This window comes from Chitinophaga sp. 9-1-y, from assembly GCF_059511905.2.
On sequence record NZ_CM197955.1, the window covers coordinates 6,808,121 to 6,824,847 of the forward strand.

A 16,727-nucleotide genomic window follows, 5' to 3' on the forward strand; every position below is an offset into this window, starting at 1 on the left:
TTCTTTTTTAAAAGATTTATTATCAATTATATAAATATAATTTTATATCAAAAATGTACATTATACCTATAAAAAAAGCACCCTTTGCTTTTCAGCAAAGGGTGCTTTTTTTATAGTAAGCGATAGAACGCTATTATGCGAATCTTGGTTTCAGTTCGTTCGCCAGTGTAACCATTTTCTTGATACCATCTTCTGGCAGGTTACCTTTTTTGAACTCAGTCAGTACTTCTGGTAAACGTACCTGCATTTCATTCAGGAACGCTTCTTCGAAAGCACGCACTTGTTTAACAGGCACGTCGCGCAGCAGACCGTTAGTACCCAGGTAGATCATAGCTACTTGTTTTTCTACGGCGTATGGGCTAAACTGAGCTTGTTTCAGGATTTCCACGTTACGGGCACCTTTGTCGATAACTGCTTTGGTAGCAGCATCCAGGTCACCACCGAATTTGGAGAAGGCCTCCATTTCACGGTATTGTGCCTGATCGAGCTTCAGGGTACCAGATACTTTCTTCATGGATTTGATCTGAGCGTTACCACCCACACGGCTTACAGAGATACCTACGTTGATCGCAGGACGGATACCGGCGTTGAACAGGTTACCTTCCAGGAAGATCTGACCATCAGTGATGGAGATTACGTTGGTAGGGATGTAAGCTGATACGTCACTCGCCTGAGTTTCGATGATAGGCAATGCTGTCAGGGAACCACCACCTTTTACCAGGTGTCTGATAGATTCAGGTAAGTCGTTCATCTGTTTTGCGATTTCATCGTTGCTGATGATTTTCGCAGCACGCTCGAGCAAACGGCTATGCAGGTAGAATACGTCACCTGGATAAGCTTCACGGCCTGGAGGACGTTTCAGCAACAGGGATACCTCACGGTAAGCCACCGCTTGTTTAGACAGATCATCATAAACGATCAGGGCCGGACGACCTGAGTCACGGAAGAATTCACCGATAGCAGCACCCGCAAATGGAGCGTAGAACTGCAGCGGAGCCGGATCAGCAGCGTTAGCCGCAACGATAGTAGTGTAAGCCATTGCACCTGCTTCCTGTAATGTTTTCATTACACCAGCAACAGTGGATGCTTTCTGACCAATCGCTACGTATATGCAATAAACAGGTTTACCTGCTTCATAAAATTCTTTCTGGTTGATGATAGTATCAATACAGATAGCTGTTTTACCTGTTTGACGGTCACCAATTACCAGCTCACGCTGACCACGACCAACAGGAATCATCGCATCAATTGCTTTTACACCTGTTTGCAGTGGTTCTTTTACTGGCTCACGGTACAATACACCTGGTGCTTTACGCTCCAGTGGCATTTCGTACAGTTCACCTTTCAATGGGCCTTTACCATCTATTGGCTCACCCAGTGTATTGATAACGCGACCAACTACACCTTCACCCACTTTAATGGATGCGATTTGTTTGGTACGACGTACTTTATCACCTTCTTTAATACCTGCTGACTGACCCATCAATACCACACCCACGTTATCTTCTTCCAGGTTCAGTGCAATAGCTTTAACGCCGTTGCTAAATTCAACCAGTTCACCGTAACCTACGTTACCTAAACCGTAAATGCGGGCAATACCATCACCCACCGACAATACTGTACCTACCTCTTCCAGGTCGGCAGAAGCATTGAAGTTGCTTAACTGCTGGCGTAATATCGCCGAAATTTCATCAGGTTTAATATCAACCATAATTATGATTTTAAAAAAAAGTCGTTAAAGAAATTTAGTATAACGACAACAGCTTTGCGTGTACGCAGCGGCTGCTGTATTGATTAACGTATGTCAGATACGTAAATGTTCTTGTTAAACTGTTGTTTGATGTCTTTCAGATCACGCAGGATAGACGCATCAAACAGCTGATCATTTGCTTCCAGTACGAAACCACCAATCAAATCCGCATTCACGGCTGTTTCCAGCTGGATTTGTTGTGGTGTTTCGCTGGCAATCTTCTGTTTAATAACATCCAAAGTGGCGTTATCGAGTGCAACAGCAGTGGTGATTTTAACCGGGCTGATATTTTTCAGCACCATGTATTGACGTGCAAACTCAGTAGACATTTCTGCCAGGGCGCTTTCACGACCTTTGCTAACCAGCAGGTTCACAAAGGAAATGGTAGTAGCGCTTACACGGCCATCCAGGATAGCGGCTAGTATTTTTTGCTTTTTATCAGCCTTAATAATCGGGCTTTTCAGCAAACTCACCACATCAGGATTGCTTTTCATCACCTGTTGTAAAAACAACATGTCAGTATGCACCGCTTCGAGCTGGTTCAGTTCCTGCGCCAGATCTATCAATGATTTTGCATACCGGGATGCTAAACGGGGATTCTGCATATAGCTTTTAGCTTTTAGCTTCCGGCCTTCAGCGGTTAAGCCAAAGGTCAAAAGTTAATCTCTTAATTTAATTTGATTTCTCCTGCCAGTTGTTTAACGTAACCTTCCTGCGCTGTTTTATCAGCCAGTTCTCTTCTTAACACTTTCTCCGCCACTTCAATCACAAGGTTACCTACCTGGTTCTTAACATCCGTTAACGCAGCCATTTTCTGGTTTTCGATAGCGGTGTAAGCTTCGCTGATGATCTTTTTAGCTTCTGCCTGCGCTTGCGCTTTAGCTTCGCTGATGATTAGATCTTTCGCGTCTTTCGCTTCTTTCAGGATCTTACTTCTTTCAGCCTTAGCTTCTGCCAGCACGTGTTCATGTTCTGCTTTCATCTGAGCCATCTCTTCCTTCACTCTTTCTGCTGTAGTAATGGAATCAGTGATGGAGTCTTCTCTTTCCTTCAAAACAGCGAGGATCGGAACCCAGGCGAATTTCTTCAGGATCAGGAAAACGATGACGAAAATGATAAATGAAAAAAGAAACAAGCCTAACGCGGGTTGTAACAGATCCATATAATTAGAATTTTATATTGTTGTTGTTATGTTGATTCTTACTAATTTCAAAATTGGCATAAAGATTACTGCATCCATTGCCCTGTGCGCCGGATGCAGTAAAAAGTTCGGCTTACATAACTACCGCCAACAGACCAGCGATTACACCGAAGAGGGCAACACCCTCAACCAGCGCAGCAGCCAGGATCATGTTTGCACGGATGTCGTTAGCAGCTTCTGGTTGACGAGCGATAGACTCCAGAGCGCTCTTACCGATGTTACCAACACCAATACCAGCTGCGATAGCAGCGATACCAGCACCAACAGCACCACCAGCTTTAGCCAGACCAGATGCAGCAGCAGCCTGCAATAAAATAGACAAAAGTGCCATAATGAATATGTATTTGAATTATTAAAAAAGTTATTTCTAATGTTGGAAGCTACCAGTTATACAGGTTAGCTTTTAGTGATGTGCGTGTGCATCATCGTGTCCACCTTCCATCGCCTGGCCAATAAATACAGCCGTCAGGTTAGCAAAAATGAACGCCTGGATAAAGGCTACCAGCAACTCCAGCATCATCATTACGATGTTGAACAGGATAGTTACCGGCATGAAACCAAAACCAGCAATCGGGCTCATAGCACCGAATATAAATACCAGGCAGATAATGCTCAGGATAATGATGTGACCCGCCAGAATGTTGGCAAACAACCGGATCATCAGGGATACTGGCTTAGTAAATACACCAATCAACTCTACCGGAACCAGGATGATTTTTACACCGAAAGGTACCGGAGGATTGAAAATGTGCCCCCAGAAATGCTTGTTGCTGGCAAACAAAATCGCCAGGAAGCTGATCACCGCCAGGGCAAAAGTTACTGCCAGGTTACCGGTTACGTTGGCAGAACCAGGTAACAGACCCAATAAGTTGTTGATCAGGATGAAAAAGAATATAGTCAGAATAAAAGGAGTATACTTTGCAGCGCCCTTACCAGGAATATTAGGCTTCACTACTTCGTCGCGCATAAATATAATCACCGGCTCAATTACGCTCTGGAAACCTTTAGGCGCTTTCTTGGAACCACGTGTTTTGTAAGCTTTTGCTACATTGGTCATAATCACTATCAACAGGATAGCAGCAATGAGCATAGAAGTGATATTCTTGGTGATAGACAGATCATAGATCTTTTCGCCGGTTGGATTGTCATTGGCATCTACCGCAATTATTTCTTCATCCGGGTATTTGGCCGCATCCAGTCCTTTCTCCTTACGGTAGTGGTCTGTTACGATACGGTAACCATCGTGCGCCTCATGACGATGATGGAACGCAGAAGACAGGAATACAGAAGTTCCACGGGTTGGATTGTGGATAATCACCGGTAACGGCAACGTTACATGTGTTTCACCAATCTCCAGCAGATGCCAGTCATGGGCATCTTTTACGTGGCCGAAAATTGTTTCCTTAATATCCAATTTCTTAGGTTCAGCCTCTCCTCCCTGTTTCGTCGCCTCACCTTCTACAGCGGTTGCCGCTGCTTTCTCATGATGACTGTCCTGTGCAAAGGAAAAATTACTAATACCGTGAAGGCCTAAAACCATCACAAGTGCTACCATTCTATGTTTGAACCAATTGAAAGAAATCACCGTTTTCTGAAATTTTGCGCAAAGATACTCGTTTTTATCTTCAAAATTAAGCGACTACGAAAAAAAAGAACGATATATTCTAATTATATTGATAAACAGCCACTTGTAGTTAAAAAATATCATTTTTTAGGATTAAAAAAGATGGTTGAAATCAACCATCTCTAGATGTAATTCATATTAATATTTTCATCATTTATCGGCTACTACCGGACGCAGCCAGACAAACTTTCCCCAACCAGGTAAGCATGCATTCCATACAGCAGAACAAGAGATATTTTTTATAGTAAAATAATTATATATGTATAAATGTAACAAAAGGGCAAGGCTTTAAATTATTTCCCGTAACCATGGCAAGTTGGTTACGTTGAAATAATTTCTCAGCCATTGCCCTTTTATAATTTTATGGAGATGGATACTTCCTGGTCATCTTTATTGACCAATCCGTTCCCCCATCCCGCTATTTAAACGAAACATACTTCTGCTCCGCTTTTATAATCCCATTGAAAAATGTTTCCAGCTGCTTAAAGGCTACCGGCGCTACTGTCTTATTACAGTTTGTTTTAAAGTGCCGGTTAATTACCAATTGGTCATCTCCCTCCTTTTTGAAAGCCAGCGCATAATTCATCTCATCCAATTGCAAACTGGCATTACCCGGCACCTGATCGAACTGCTTTCCTGCCGGCAAACGAACACGAATTTCTGTACTGTAGTCATCCGTGTTTTCATAATTGCCATACAGAAAAGGATGCTGACGCGCTTCCGGTGTAAAAATATCCGCCGTGGCAACTACATCCATAAACGCAGGCTTAATCATACTAAAGTCCCCCACATTGATCACGTCATTCTTGACCGTAAATGTAGTTCGCAGCCACACCGTATCCTCCAGGTTATCCAAATTGCGAAAAGAGAAACTATCCAATACTACCTGGTTCTTAAACAACCCGCTAATACCCCGTTGTACCGCATCCTTCGTTTCTTCTGCCGTTTTATGCTGATAGGTATGCCTGATCTGTGAGGCCAGCTCACCACTATACGCACAATCGGAAATAATCCGTTGATCACTGCCGGTTAAATCCACCTGCAGGCGACGGTGAATTGATTTAGGGGCAAAGTTAGCAGCAGACAGTACACCTATCTTCTCACCGCCTTTATAATTGTAGGGAATATTCAGGATCTGCGCACCCGCCAGGGCAGACGACAACGAATTAAATGGCAACGCATTATCTGTTAATTCCAGGTAACGATATTCACTACCGGCTTTATACCGCACAATACAATGGTTAAAGTCCATAGAAGGTAGTTGCATATTATGCTCCCCATAATCCTGGGTGCTCACCAGTATCAGGTTGGCTTCCAACCCCGACTTCCGTGCAAACGCCAGGAACAGCGTTGATAAATCCTTACAATCTCCCAGCCGCGTTACCAACGTTTTACCGGCACGCTGCGGTACATAAGCACCCTGACGGAACGATACTGAACTATAAGCAATATTCTTTTCGATGTACTCGTATATCTTTCTTGCTTTAGTGATGTCATCCAGCTTGTCCACTCCGGATGGGAAAATTTCTTTCCAGGCCTCGTTAATTTCAAAGTCTTCTTTCGACTGCACCCTGGTAATATCGCTGTACCACTCACCTATTACATCCCAGTCTTTCACGGTAGACAAATGCAACACCTTACCGATATCATTCACACTGGGCATATAAGACTCATTGCGCAGCGCCGGGATATTTTCTTCTCTCCAGCTATACATCCTGAACTGTTCATACTGGCTGATCTTAGGCTTTACATCCCCTCCTTTTACATACTCATAATACAACGGAATACTGTCTGATATTAACACATTGTAACTGCATATATGCTTTGGCACATAAGAAGAAAAATACACCTTGTCCCAAAACTCCCTGCCTAAACGCCCGCGTCCATAACTGTTGATTTTGTAATTGAAATAAATCACATCCCCCTCATCCAGTTTGGTAAATACGATCTCATTATTGTTGGTTTCTGCCGGTATTTTAGAACCATTCGCTTTGATCACTTCCGCTTTCACAATCATCACATCCTGGTACACCGTATTGTAGGGAATAGAAATCTCCTTCCAGCGGGAAATACCCTTCTTATTATTGATGCTGATAGCGGTATTGATTGTTTGTTCGCCAGCTCCCTCCGGGTAAACGATCACATTTTTTTCATCAAAAACATACGCATAGGACTGTGATGAATCGCGGGGAGCTTTCAATGCGGTAGCTATCTCTTTATAATAATCCAATACCGGGAAATACTTCTCCAAAGGCTGTTTCTTTTCCAGTGTACGCACTTTTTCCCGGTAACCAAATCCGCCGGCATACATCGTCAATGCCTGTTTATAATAGTGTATGGCCGAATCATTTTGCTTTTGCTGCAAAAAACAGTTGGCAATATCCCCCAGCGGTGAGTGGCTATAGGGCTGCATTTGTCGTGTAATGTGGAGATAATGCAAGGCTGAATCGTATTCCTGTCTTCCATAATAAAACTTGATCAGCTTACTGTAACTATCAGCCATATAGTTATTCAGATCTTTTACTTTTTGCATCAAGGCCACGGCTGCTGCCGTTTTCCCCTGGTTAAGATATTCTTCAATCAGTAATTCCTGCATGGAATAAACAGACCTGCTCTCGCAATATTTCTCCAGCACCGCCAACGCCTTCGCAGGATCGTTGTTGCCTTTTGCTTCAAAAAAGTACATCATCCCCACTATATCTGAAGAGAAAGGATACTTTTCATAGGCAAATTTCAACACCTGCACGGCGCTGTCCATTTTCTCCTGCTTAACCAACAGCTGCAATTTCCGGTAAGTGGTATAGCGCTGCTCTCCTTTCATAGCAATCATCTGCTCCAATACACCCATTGCTTCCGTGTAATTTTTCTCCTCTTCCAACTGGTTTACTTTGCGGGCCAGGATCCAGTAATTATCCGGGGTCAGGGCTTTAATGGCCTCCATACGCTCTGTAATTTCTGTTACATCATTTTCACTGGACAGGCAATCCACATAATAATTCTGTAACAACATATCTTTCGGATAATCTTTTTGCAACTGATGCATCACCGCCTTGGCCTTATCCCATTCCTGGTTACGTTGGTATACTTTACTGAGCAGTATCGCATTTACAGGATCTGCCGGATGGAGCTGCAAAGCCTTTTTAAAATAGTCTTCCGCGAAGTGGGGAATCAGCGTCACTTCCGTTTTCGAATCATCCGGTTGATAGGCTTCCGGTTGTATCTTCGTAGCTATTCCTGCAATGGGTGTGTAATTATTATCTGTTAAACGGATAATGAAATTGGGAATATTATTTCCTTCTGTATAGCCCACCTGCACCAGGATACGATTGTACCCGTCATTGAGATGCACTTTCGTTTTCCACCAGTCCAGCTCCGTCACCTGTTCCTCTGGTTGGGTGATGACCAACTTATCGTTTACCCATACTTTTATGGAACCGCAACTACCCAGGCAAAGCAACGCATCTATTGCTGCCGTGGGCTTAACAAAAGTTTGCAGGTAACCGATCGCATTTCCGGAATTGAAGGCAGAGCCCACAAAACACCATCCCTGCCGATCGGTAAAAAGTGGCACAAACCAGTTTACCGGGTTATTATTACTAGAAATAAAATTCTTGCCGTTGGGTTGTTTTATAGGGCCATAGTCCTTATCAAAGCCGCTGCCCATGATATTATCAAAAGGTCCTACATAGGCCCAGTCCTGCAGGCAGCCCATCTGCTTGTACAACGGTGTAGCCAGGGATGCCTGGTTACCGCCTACAAAGTGATGCGTTTTAACATAACGGGCAGCTGCACGCATAGAGCCATTGAAATGTACAGAATCTGTGATGATCCGGTCTATATTCTCCAACTGGGCGCCTTTCTTAAATCCATAATCACCCAGGATAGCACCATTGAACCAAAGCGCATACACATATGGGGCCGGATCCGTAAAACCGGCCACTGGATTGAAATAAGTAGTGGTAAAGTCTTCTGAATAATCGGATACACCATGCAGGAGCACCAGCGTACTAATAGCGCTGTTTTTCTGCGGGCCGCCGGATTTAATAACTTTCTGCAAATAAGTAACCGCCAGTTTCAGATCGTTCCTGTGGATAGCTTCCCAGGCTTTTTCATAGTCGCCTGCAAATAGTAAAGCAGGGCACAGTAACAAGATAAGAATAGCGTTAACAACTCTTTTCATCAGGTATAGGATTTAACTGCAATAAATGTACAAATAATTTTATCTCAGTTATATCCAACTTACGAGGTATGCAATTATACTTTGCTGACGTTGAATTGCATACTATGCAGTTTGTAGTAAAACCCTTCCAGTTTCAACAGCTCTTCGTGGTTACCCATTTCTTTAATTTCGCCTTTATCCAGCACTATAATCTTGTCGGCCTTGCTGATGGTCGATAACCGGTGTGCAATGATGATGGCAGTACGGTCTGCTATCAGTTTATCGATGGCCTGTTGAATCATCATTTCTGATTCTGTATCAACTGAAGAGGTAGCTTCATCCAGTACCAGGATTGCCGGGTTGTACAGGAGCGCCCGTACAAAGGAAATCAACTGCCGTTGTCCGAGCGATAAAGTACTGCCGCGCTCCATTACCTGGTAATTGTAACCACCGGGCAACTGCATAATGAAATCGTGGATACCGATGAGTTTAGACGCGCTCTCCACCTGTTCCGGGGTGATATTGCTGTTATGCAGGGTAATATTATCATAAATAGATCCGGCAAACAGGAATACATCCTGTAACACCACGCCTATTTTGCTGCGCAGGGATTCCAGGGAATATGCCGGTAAATCAATCCCATCGATTTTGATACTTCCCTGCTGAATTTCGTATAGCCGGTTCAGGATACTGATAATAGTGGTTTTACCGGAACCGGTATGTCCTACTATGGCGATGGTATCACCTGGGTTAGCATGGAAGCTGATATTTTTCAGTACATAACGGTCATCCACATAGGCAAAACATACGTTATCAAATGTGATAGCACCTTTCATGTTTTCAGCGCTTTCGTGGCCTCTGTCTGGGATATAATCCTGGTTATCCAGCACTTTAAAAACGCGTTCACTGGCTACCATACCCATTTGCAGTGTATTGAATTTATCAGCCAGCATACGCAGCGGCCTGAACAGCATATTCAGGTACATAATAAATGCGATCATCACGCCTTGAGTCACCTCGTAGTTCAATACCTTATTGGCGCCCCACCATACCATTAAACCCAGGGAGATAGCCAGGATAATTTCCACTACCGGAAAAAATACGGAGTAGGCAAAAATGGCGTCTATATTGGCTTTACGATGATCTTTATTGATGTGTTTAAACCGTGCAAATTCTCTTTTCTCTGCTGTAAATGCCTGTACTACTACCATACCGGTAAGATGTTCCTGCACAAAGGCATTGAGTGCAGAAACAGCGTTACGTACCCGGTAAAAGGATTTATTGACACTTTCTTTAAAAATATAAGTCGCGAAAATCAATATGGGGAAGGGCGACAAGCTAATCAGCGTCAGACGCCAGTCTTCTATAAACATCACCACCAATATGGCCACAATCATCAGTAAATCCGCTACGATAGAGATAATTCCTTCAGAAAAAACATCGTTAATGGCTTCAATATCATTGATGGTACGGGTAGTGAGTGTACCTATGGGCGTTTTATCAAAAAAGGCCAGGTTCAGGTGTACAATCTTTTTATACACGGTTACCCGAAGGTCTTTTACCACCGACTGACCCAGCCAGTTGGTGAGATAAGAAAAGAAGAAGCGTACAATGGTTTCCAATACCAGTAATACTACCTGGATGACTGTTACCAACAGCAACATCTGCATCAACTGGCTAGCGATATATTTATCTACCGTTACTTGTATCAGGTAAGGGCGTAAGGGAGATATAGCGGCTAAAATAACCGTTAATACCATCGATATGTAGAAGGAGCGTTTGTAGGGGGCTGCGAATGAGAATATGCGCCGTAATAAACTAAAATCGAATACTTTCTTTACCGCAAGATTTTCCAATGTGCCAGGAGGTTTATTTGTATTATACAACAAACCTACGATAAATAGCAGAAAGCAGAAAGCATAAAGCAAAAAGCAAAAAGCTATTGAGGCGATTAATCAAAGCGAATTAATATCCGCAATGGTCAATCGCCTCAATAGCTTTTTGCTTTATGCTTTCTGCTAACTATTTTTTCTCGTCCTTCATGATTTGCTTATAAGCTTTGATGAAGATCGCGCCGAGGTTTTTATGAGGTGGTACGTAGTCGCTGAAGAGGTCTTTGTTACGGGCGTCTCCGGCAAATCTTTTTGTGAGTTGTGCCCACATCACTACCCAGTCTACATTCTTACCTGCACGTACCTGGTCTTCTAGTGTATGGATGATTGGTTCATTCACGAAACGGGTACCCACCTGTTTAGAAGAGATGATATGCGCTTCCGGTGATTTTTCCAATACGGTAGCCAGGTTATGATAACCGCCGCAGGAACCCAGCACTACAATTTTAGCAGAGCTTTGGAGGTTTTCGAGGGTGGTGTTGATATGATAACTGTGGCCACGGTGAATGAAAATAGTGGGATGAATATCGCGTTCATCCAGGAATTCAGAGAGTTTGGAAATCGCTTCTTTATCTGCTGGCTCGTCGGTGGGCAGATTCGCAAAAATAGTGGTGGGTTTTCCTTTGGTAGCAGTAATCGTTACCCAATACTTATTTTTACTGACTCTCCAGTCGGCAGCAGGGAAATTAGTCATGAAGCTGGCGAAAGATTCCTGTCCGTCTTTGTCTCCATAGAAAAATACCTGCTGGTAAATTCTGCCGCTATCACTTTCCAGTGCTGCGGAAGACACGAAATTGATAGGAGGCAACTGCAGCTTGCTAGCCATGTCTGTTGCTTTGGAAGAATCGTTCTCATCTTTCGACTCTGTTTCAAACAGGCTGCTCAGCAACTGGTAAATAACCGTACCGCGTCTATCATCGTGTTTTTTTACGTAGGCCAAGTTCTTTTTTACCTCTACCCGCAGGAAGTCCAGTAGTTTTTCATCCCGGATGCTACCAAAGGAGTTTGCTACGTCTACCGCATCTTCCAGGTCTTCTGTTTTCTCCAGGTTCTGCACATACTTCTGCATGAGATAGTTGGAGTTTTCCGGTGCCATGGACTTCAGGAAGTTATCCAGGGTGTTGAAGCCGGCCGCCATTGCGATGAACTTCTTGAAGCGGTCAAAATTCACCATCATCAGTAAGCTGTCGCCGCGGGGAGGCTTCATACGGATCATCATCTGGTCGTATAAACCGGCGTTGTTGTGATTGGTATAGCTGGATGTATACAATTCTTCCTGGCCATTAACGATCAGGTAATACAGTTCTTCTGGTGTAAAGTTTTTAACGCTGGCAAAGCGAACCGGTGCCGGTTCTTCATGCAAATCGTTCACATCGCGGATATACAGCAGTGATTTAGCCTGCATATTTTCCATCATGGCTTTCAGTCCGAATGGATTCTTCCCTTCGTTTTTCAGCCGTTGTAAAGCGATGGTGGATTTCACCATTTGCTTATAATACTGGTAATCGTTGTCTACGATACCTTCCAGCTTATCCACGGTAGTACTGCCGGCCAGTATTTCGTCTATAAAAGGCAATATTTTGGTGCTTTGCGGCGATTGCCCGATGCGTACAATGGTTTGTACAATCGGATCCTGGTTACGCTTTATTACATTCGCCATGGGCGTAAAGGAGGTAGCATAAGTCAATACCTGGTTAGGGTATTTACGTGCTACTGCTGCGATGATAGAATCGGTACCCGGGTAGTTCAGGTATTCCGACAGTTTAGGCATCACCGTTTCCAGGTTGTTGAAAGCGAATTTGGTAAACACTTGTCCCCTCGCATCTTTATAGCCGGAGTTATCCTGGAAACATTCTATGAGTTTTTCAGAGCCTTCATAAGACAGATGCTGTATATAGGGCAATATGCTTTGGCCTTTGATATCGGCGTGCATCATATTGCGGTATGCCTGCACCATAGCGGGGGCCTCTTCCGGATCAATGTTGCGGTGGGCGCGCTTTTGATTGTAATCTTTCAGCAGCATATAGATGCCGGAGAGGTACTTTACTTTAAGCCGGTGGTCTAAAGCATCGTTGTCTTCAATTTCCTGCTGCATATCGTCCACTTCCTTCAGAAGGGCGTTAGTGACCTGCAGGTTGATGGTTTGATCGTCCGATACCTTTACCAGGTCATCTGCTTTACCATCGAATTTGGCGGCTGCTGCCTGCTCTTTGTCTATGTTATCATGAAATCCCTGTCTGCTGATCGGAATTGGATGATGACTGCTGCCTTGTGCCTGTAGCTGGCTGACTGCTAATACAATCAGCGATAATATCAATAGAAATCTTCTCATACTAAATGATCTTTTCCCGAGACCCAGGTAGCAAATTTACAACCAAAATACAGAGTTTGCCAGTGTTGTGTTGCTATCTGCTGTTTTTAAGGCTCAAATACATATAATAATTACATCTATGACCATTATTGCCATTTTTGCACCCTTATTTGCGCCTCCTTATCGGTTTAAAAATTGCCCAAACGTCGTTTCTTTAACAATCATGCTCCTATGAATAGCGAATATTTACCATATCGCAGGCATATTGTTATTTGGCGTACCTTGCCATTGGTCCTCGGAAAACCAAGCTGATATTGAATTAACAATTTCATAATGTTAATTTTCCATTAATCACGGGAATGGCTTTATAATTTTGTCCCGTCTTTTTAAAAGCAAAATTTATGATAGACCAAGCGGTTGCAGGAAAAATTCTGGTTGTAGATGACGAATTGGATATTCTGGAAATTATCAGTTACAATCTAAAAACAGCAGGTTACGACACCGTAACAGCGAAAGACGGCAGCGAGGCTATCCAGAAAGCAAAAATATTCAGACCGGATCTGATTATGCTGGATATCATGATGCCCAACAAAAACGGCATTGATACCTGCCGCGAAATCAGGAAAATCCCTGAGTTCAAAGACACGATGGTATTATTTTTAACCGCCCTGAACGACGAAAAATCTGAAGTAGATGGTCTGAACATGGGAGCGGATGACTACATTGCCAAGCCCATCAAACCCAAACTGCTGGTAAGCAGAATCAACGCGCTCTTCCGCCGTTTACACAAGCCGGAAGAAACACGTGTTACCCTCGGTGACCTCATCATTGACCGCGAAAAATTTACCGTTACCTACAAAGGACAGGAAATTATCCTGGCCAAGAAAGAATTCGAATTACTGCAGTTACTCGCCTCCAAACCCGGTCGTGTATTTCTGCGTAACGAAATTCTGAACCAGGTATGGGGTACAGAAGTCATTGTAGGCGATCGCACCATCGATGTGCATATCCGCAAAATACGCCAGAAAATAGGCATCGATTTGATTACTACCGTAAAAGGAGTAGGATATAAATTCGAGATGTAAGCATGCATAGCTTTTAGCTGTTACCTGTTAGCCTTAAAGGCTAAACAGGTGACCCTGACAGCTCCACCTGAATTCAGTTTTCTGAAAAATTTTCCACCAAAACACTCGTTGGCTAATAGCTAAAAGCTACTGGCTAACAGCTTTTCTATGGTAAGTAAGAAATTTAAAGTAATTTCCCATTATTATACTAATTACTCACTTTGGAGTATGTTTAAAGCAAAAAACCTGTCCCCGCAAAAGTTAGCGGGATTTACCGCCCTCGTGATATCAGCTATCATCGCATTGGGCAGCCTTCTGGTGGACGGCAAGTGGCAAGTAGTAGTGGGCGCTTTCGTGCTAACCTTTCTTGTATCCTATTATCTGTATCTGTATACTTTACAGAACTTCATTTACAGGAAAATAAAGCTGATTTACAAATTCATTTATCAAACGAAGGCCTCTAAACGGGAAGAGTTTTTTCAGAAAAATATTCTCCCCCTGAAAACCATTGAAGAAGTAAGTGAAGATGTGGAAAAATGGGCCAGTCAGAAGAAAGAAGAACTGGAAAACCTCCGCCGGAATGAAGAGTTCCGGAAAGAATTCCTGTTAAACCTTTCCCATGAATTGAAGACACCCATCTTCGCAGTACAGGGCTATATCCACACCCTGCTGGATGGCGCACTGGAAGATCCCAATGTAAATAAGCTCTTCCTGAAAAATGCTACCAAAAACATTGATCGCCTTTGCCGGCTGATTGATGACCTGGATGAAATATCCAAACTGGAAAGTGGCGAAATGACCGTAAATGCAGAAGTATTTGTGATTCAGGACCTGATCAAAGATGTGTTTGATACCTTGTCACTGAAAGCAAATACCAAAGGCATTAAATTCCATATCAAGAAAGGTTGTGAAGCACCACAAACGGTGTTTGCTGATAAAGAAAAAATCAGGCAGGTACTCATCAACCTGGTAGACAACTCCATCAAATACGGCAAACCGGATGGACATACCATTGCCAGCATTTACAGCATGGACGGCAAAAGGGTATTGGTAGAAATATCAGATGATGGTATTGGAATGGCGGAAGAACACCTTCCCCGCGTATTTGAACGCTTTTATCGTACAGACAGAGCCCGCAGCCGCGATATTGGCGGTACTGGTCTTGGCCTGGCTATCGTAAAACATATTGTAGAAGCCCACGATCAATCCATCACCGTACGTAGCAAACCTGAAATAGGCAGCACGTTTGGATTTACCATGGAGTCCGGGAGAGACGCGTAAGAAAGAGCTATTAGCAGTTAGCTGTTAGCTGCTAGACTAACTGCTAACAGCTAATAGCTAATAGCTGCTTCTAAAACCGGTACTGCATCCTGCAGGTGAGCACATTATCTTTCAAATCCTGCTTATATCCTTCCAGCTCTGTACTTTCACTAGTCACCCAATCATAGTAGAACATAAATTTCAGGTGTTCGTTGGCATAATATAAATAACCCAATCCCAGCGTATTATAGCGTATATCCGCTGCCGTAAGTCCGGCGCCGGGCGCTCCAATCTGCTTTCCGGATACTTTCTTATTGGGATCATACCAATCATATTTTACTACCACCTGGTGCTGATCGCTGCCCAGGTTCTGGATAAAATACAAGTAAGCACCATCAAAACTGCGGATATATAAAGACTGTGGCTTCCCCTGTGCATCAACCGGTATAACGCCCGGTGTTTCTGTTGTAAGCGCAGTTGCGGTTTGTTGCCCACGGATATATTCTGCCCGGAACTGGGTACTGCCCTTACCCGGACCATTGGGAATTTTCAATTGTATATCCGCACCATAATAATGCCTTGGTGCAATTTTCCCTTTATTCGCGGCCGACGAGTCTACCAGGTAGCCCGGCTTTCCATTCACCGTACCCATGGTATAAATTGTGTTGGTAAACTGCTGCATGCCTCCATATAACACAGATACACCACCTGATAACAGCGCGCGGGCATTCATGATTTTCCGGGGTTTTACGGCAATTCTGCCAATAAAGTCTTTATGGCTGTCAAAGTCGGTGGTGGCAGTAAGTCCCTGTCCATTAAACGCCCCTGCATCTATTCGCAGAAAACGCAGGGGATGATCTTTACGCCGCGGTTCAAAAGTGATCATCGCTCCCAGATCACGCTCCGTTTTCATCAGTATTTGCGACATACGACCCCTTTCCGGCGTTTCCCTGTCGGCAGACGAAAGGTTCACCTCATAACCAAAGGGACGGGCAAACATCCCCCCCACAAGCGATAATACATTGAACTTGTTCTCAAAAAAACGTCCATAGAAGTCACGGATAAATACCCCCCGCTCGCTACCATCAAACTGGAAGGCAAACTGCACCACCGGCATATCGTATTTGTTGAAACGCTCATAATCCATGCGGATACGTCCTCTGCGCAGGGTAAAACGATTATCTACTGCCGCGCCAAAGTCGCCACCCGCATAGCTGGCCGCCCCCCTGGACTGTGCCATCTGGAACTGCGGCTGAATATAACCACTGAAGCGCAATGCATCATACTTCTGATACATAGATATCATCCCCTTTCCCAATTCAGTGGTAGTGTCAATCATGTCCATCAGGAACTGCGCACGAACGGCCATTGAAGAAAACAATATCAAAACAACGATTGGAAAGATTCTGGCGATGCGCATCAGTAAGTTTAATTATTGCGCAAAAGTATAGAATTAGCAATTATTT

Annotated in this window: 11 protein-coding genes; 2 read left to right on the forward strand and 9 right to left on the reverse strand. The window is 43.7% G+C overall.

Annotation, left to right across the window (positions count from 1 at the left end; genetic code table 11):
• Nucleotides 1-133: 133 nt before the first annotated feature.
• From atpA to AC5ZC7_RS26940, 8 genes are all read right to left on the reverse strand, one after another.
• The gene (gene atpA, locus AC5ZC7_RS26905) at nt 134-1,711 is read right to left on the reverse strand and encodes a F0F1 ATP synthase subunit alpha (RefSeq protein ID WP_496162134.1); all 1,578 of its coding nucleotides are present in this window, start codon (nt 1,709-1,711) and stop codon (nt 134-136) included.
• An 83-nt stretch (nt 1,712-1,794) separates the two neighbouring features.
• On the reverse strand, nt 1,795-2,355 hold the full coding sequence (atpH, locus tag AC5ZC7_RS26910; protein ID WP_496162135.1) for an ATP synthase F1 subunit delta: 561 nt from the start codon (nt 2,353-2,355) through the stop codon (nt 1,795-1,797).
• A 62-nt stretch (nt 2,356-2,417) separates the two neighbouring features.
• A complete protein-coding gene (gene atpF, locus AC5ZC7_RS26915) occupies nt 2,418-2,912 on the reverse strand; it encodes a F0F1 ATP synthase subunit B (RefSeq protein WP_496162136.1) in 495 nt (164 codons plus the stop codon).
• Nucleotides 2,913-3,024: 112 nt separating this feature from the next.
• The gene (gene atpE, locus AC5ZC7_RS26920; protein WP_089758700.1) at nt 3,025-3,282 is read right to left on the reverse strand and encodes an ATP synthase F0 subunit C; all 258 of its coding nucleotides are present in this window, start codon (nt 3,280-3,282) and stop codon (nt 3,025-3,027) included.
• 72 nt (nt 3,283-3,354) lie between these two features.
• Nucleotides 3,355-4,506 carry a F0F1 ATP synthase subunit A gene (gene atpB / locus AC5ZC7_RS26925; protein ID WP_496162137.1) on the reverse strand — a complete coding sequence of 384 codons (1,152 nt, stop codon included), beginning with the start codon at nt 4,504-4,506 and terminating at the stop codon, nt 3,355-3,357.
• 487 nt (nt 4,507-4,993) lie between these two features.
• Complete coding sequence (locus AC5ZC7_RS26930; protein WP_496162138.1) at nt 4,994-8,755, reverse strand: DUF3857 domain-containing protein; 3,762 nt, start codon at nt 8,753-8,755, stop codon at nt 4,994-4,996.
• Between the two features lie 74 nt (nt 8,756-8,829).
• On the reverse strand, nt 8,830-10,590 hold the full coding sequence (locus AC5ZC7_RS26935) for an ABC transporter transmembrane domain-containing protein (protein ID WP_496162139.1): 1,761 nt from the start codon (nt 10,588-10,590) through the stop codon (nt 8,830-8,832).
• A gap of 166 nt (nt 10,591-10,756) precedes the next feature.
• Nucleotides 10,757-12,958: a hypothetical protein gene (locus AC5ZC7_RS26940; protein ID WP_496162140.1), complete on the reverse strand. Its 2,202-nt coding sequence runs from the start codon at nt 12,956-12,958 to the stop codon at nt 10,757-10,759.
• Nucleotides 12,959-13,338: 380 nt separating this feature from the next.
• Between AC5ZC7_RS26940 and AC5ZC7_RS26945 the strand changes: the two genes are divergently transcribed.
• Nucleotides 13,339-14,022 carry a response regulator transcription factor gene (locus tag AC5ZC7_RS26945; protein WP_079471020.1) on the forward strand — a complete coding sequence of 228 codons (684 nt, stop codon included), beginning with the start codon at nt 13,339-13,341 and terminating at the stop codon, nt 14,020-14,022.
• Nucleotides 14,023-14,229: 207 nt separating this feature from the next.
• Nucleotides 14,230-15,282 carry an ATP-binding protein gene (locus AC5ZC7_RS26950; protein WP_496162141.1) on the forward strand — a complete coding sequence of 351 codons (1,053 nt, stop codon included), beginning with the start codon at nt 14,230-14,232 and terminating at the stop codon, nt 15,280-15,282.
• A 70-nt stretch (nt 15,283-15,352) separates the two neighbouring features.
• Here AC5ZC7_RS26950 and AC5ZC7_RS26955 read toward each other — a convergent pair whose 3' ends face one another.
• On the reverse strand, nt 15,353-16,681 hold the full coding sequence (locus AC5ZC7_RS26955) for a porin (protein ID WP_496162142.1): 1,329 nt from the start codon (nt 16,679-16,681) through the stop codon (nt 15,353-15,355).
• Nucleotides 16,682-16,727 lie beyond the last annotated feature (46 nt).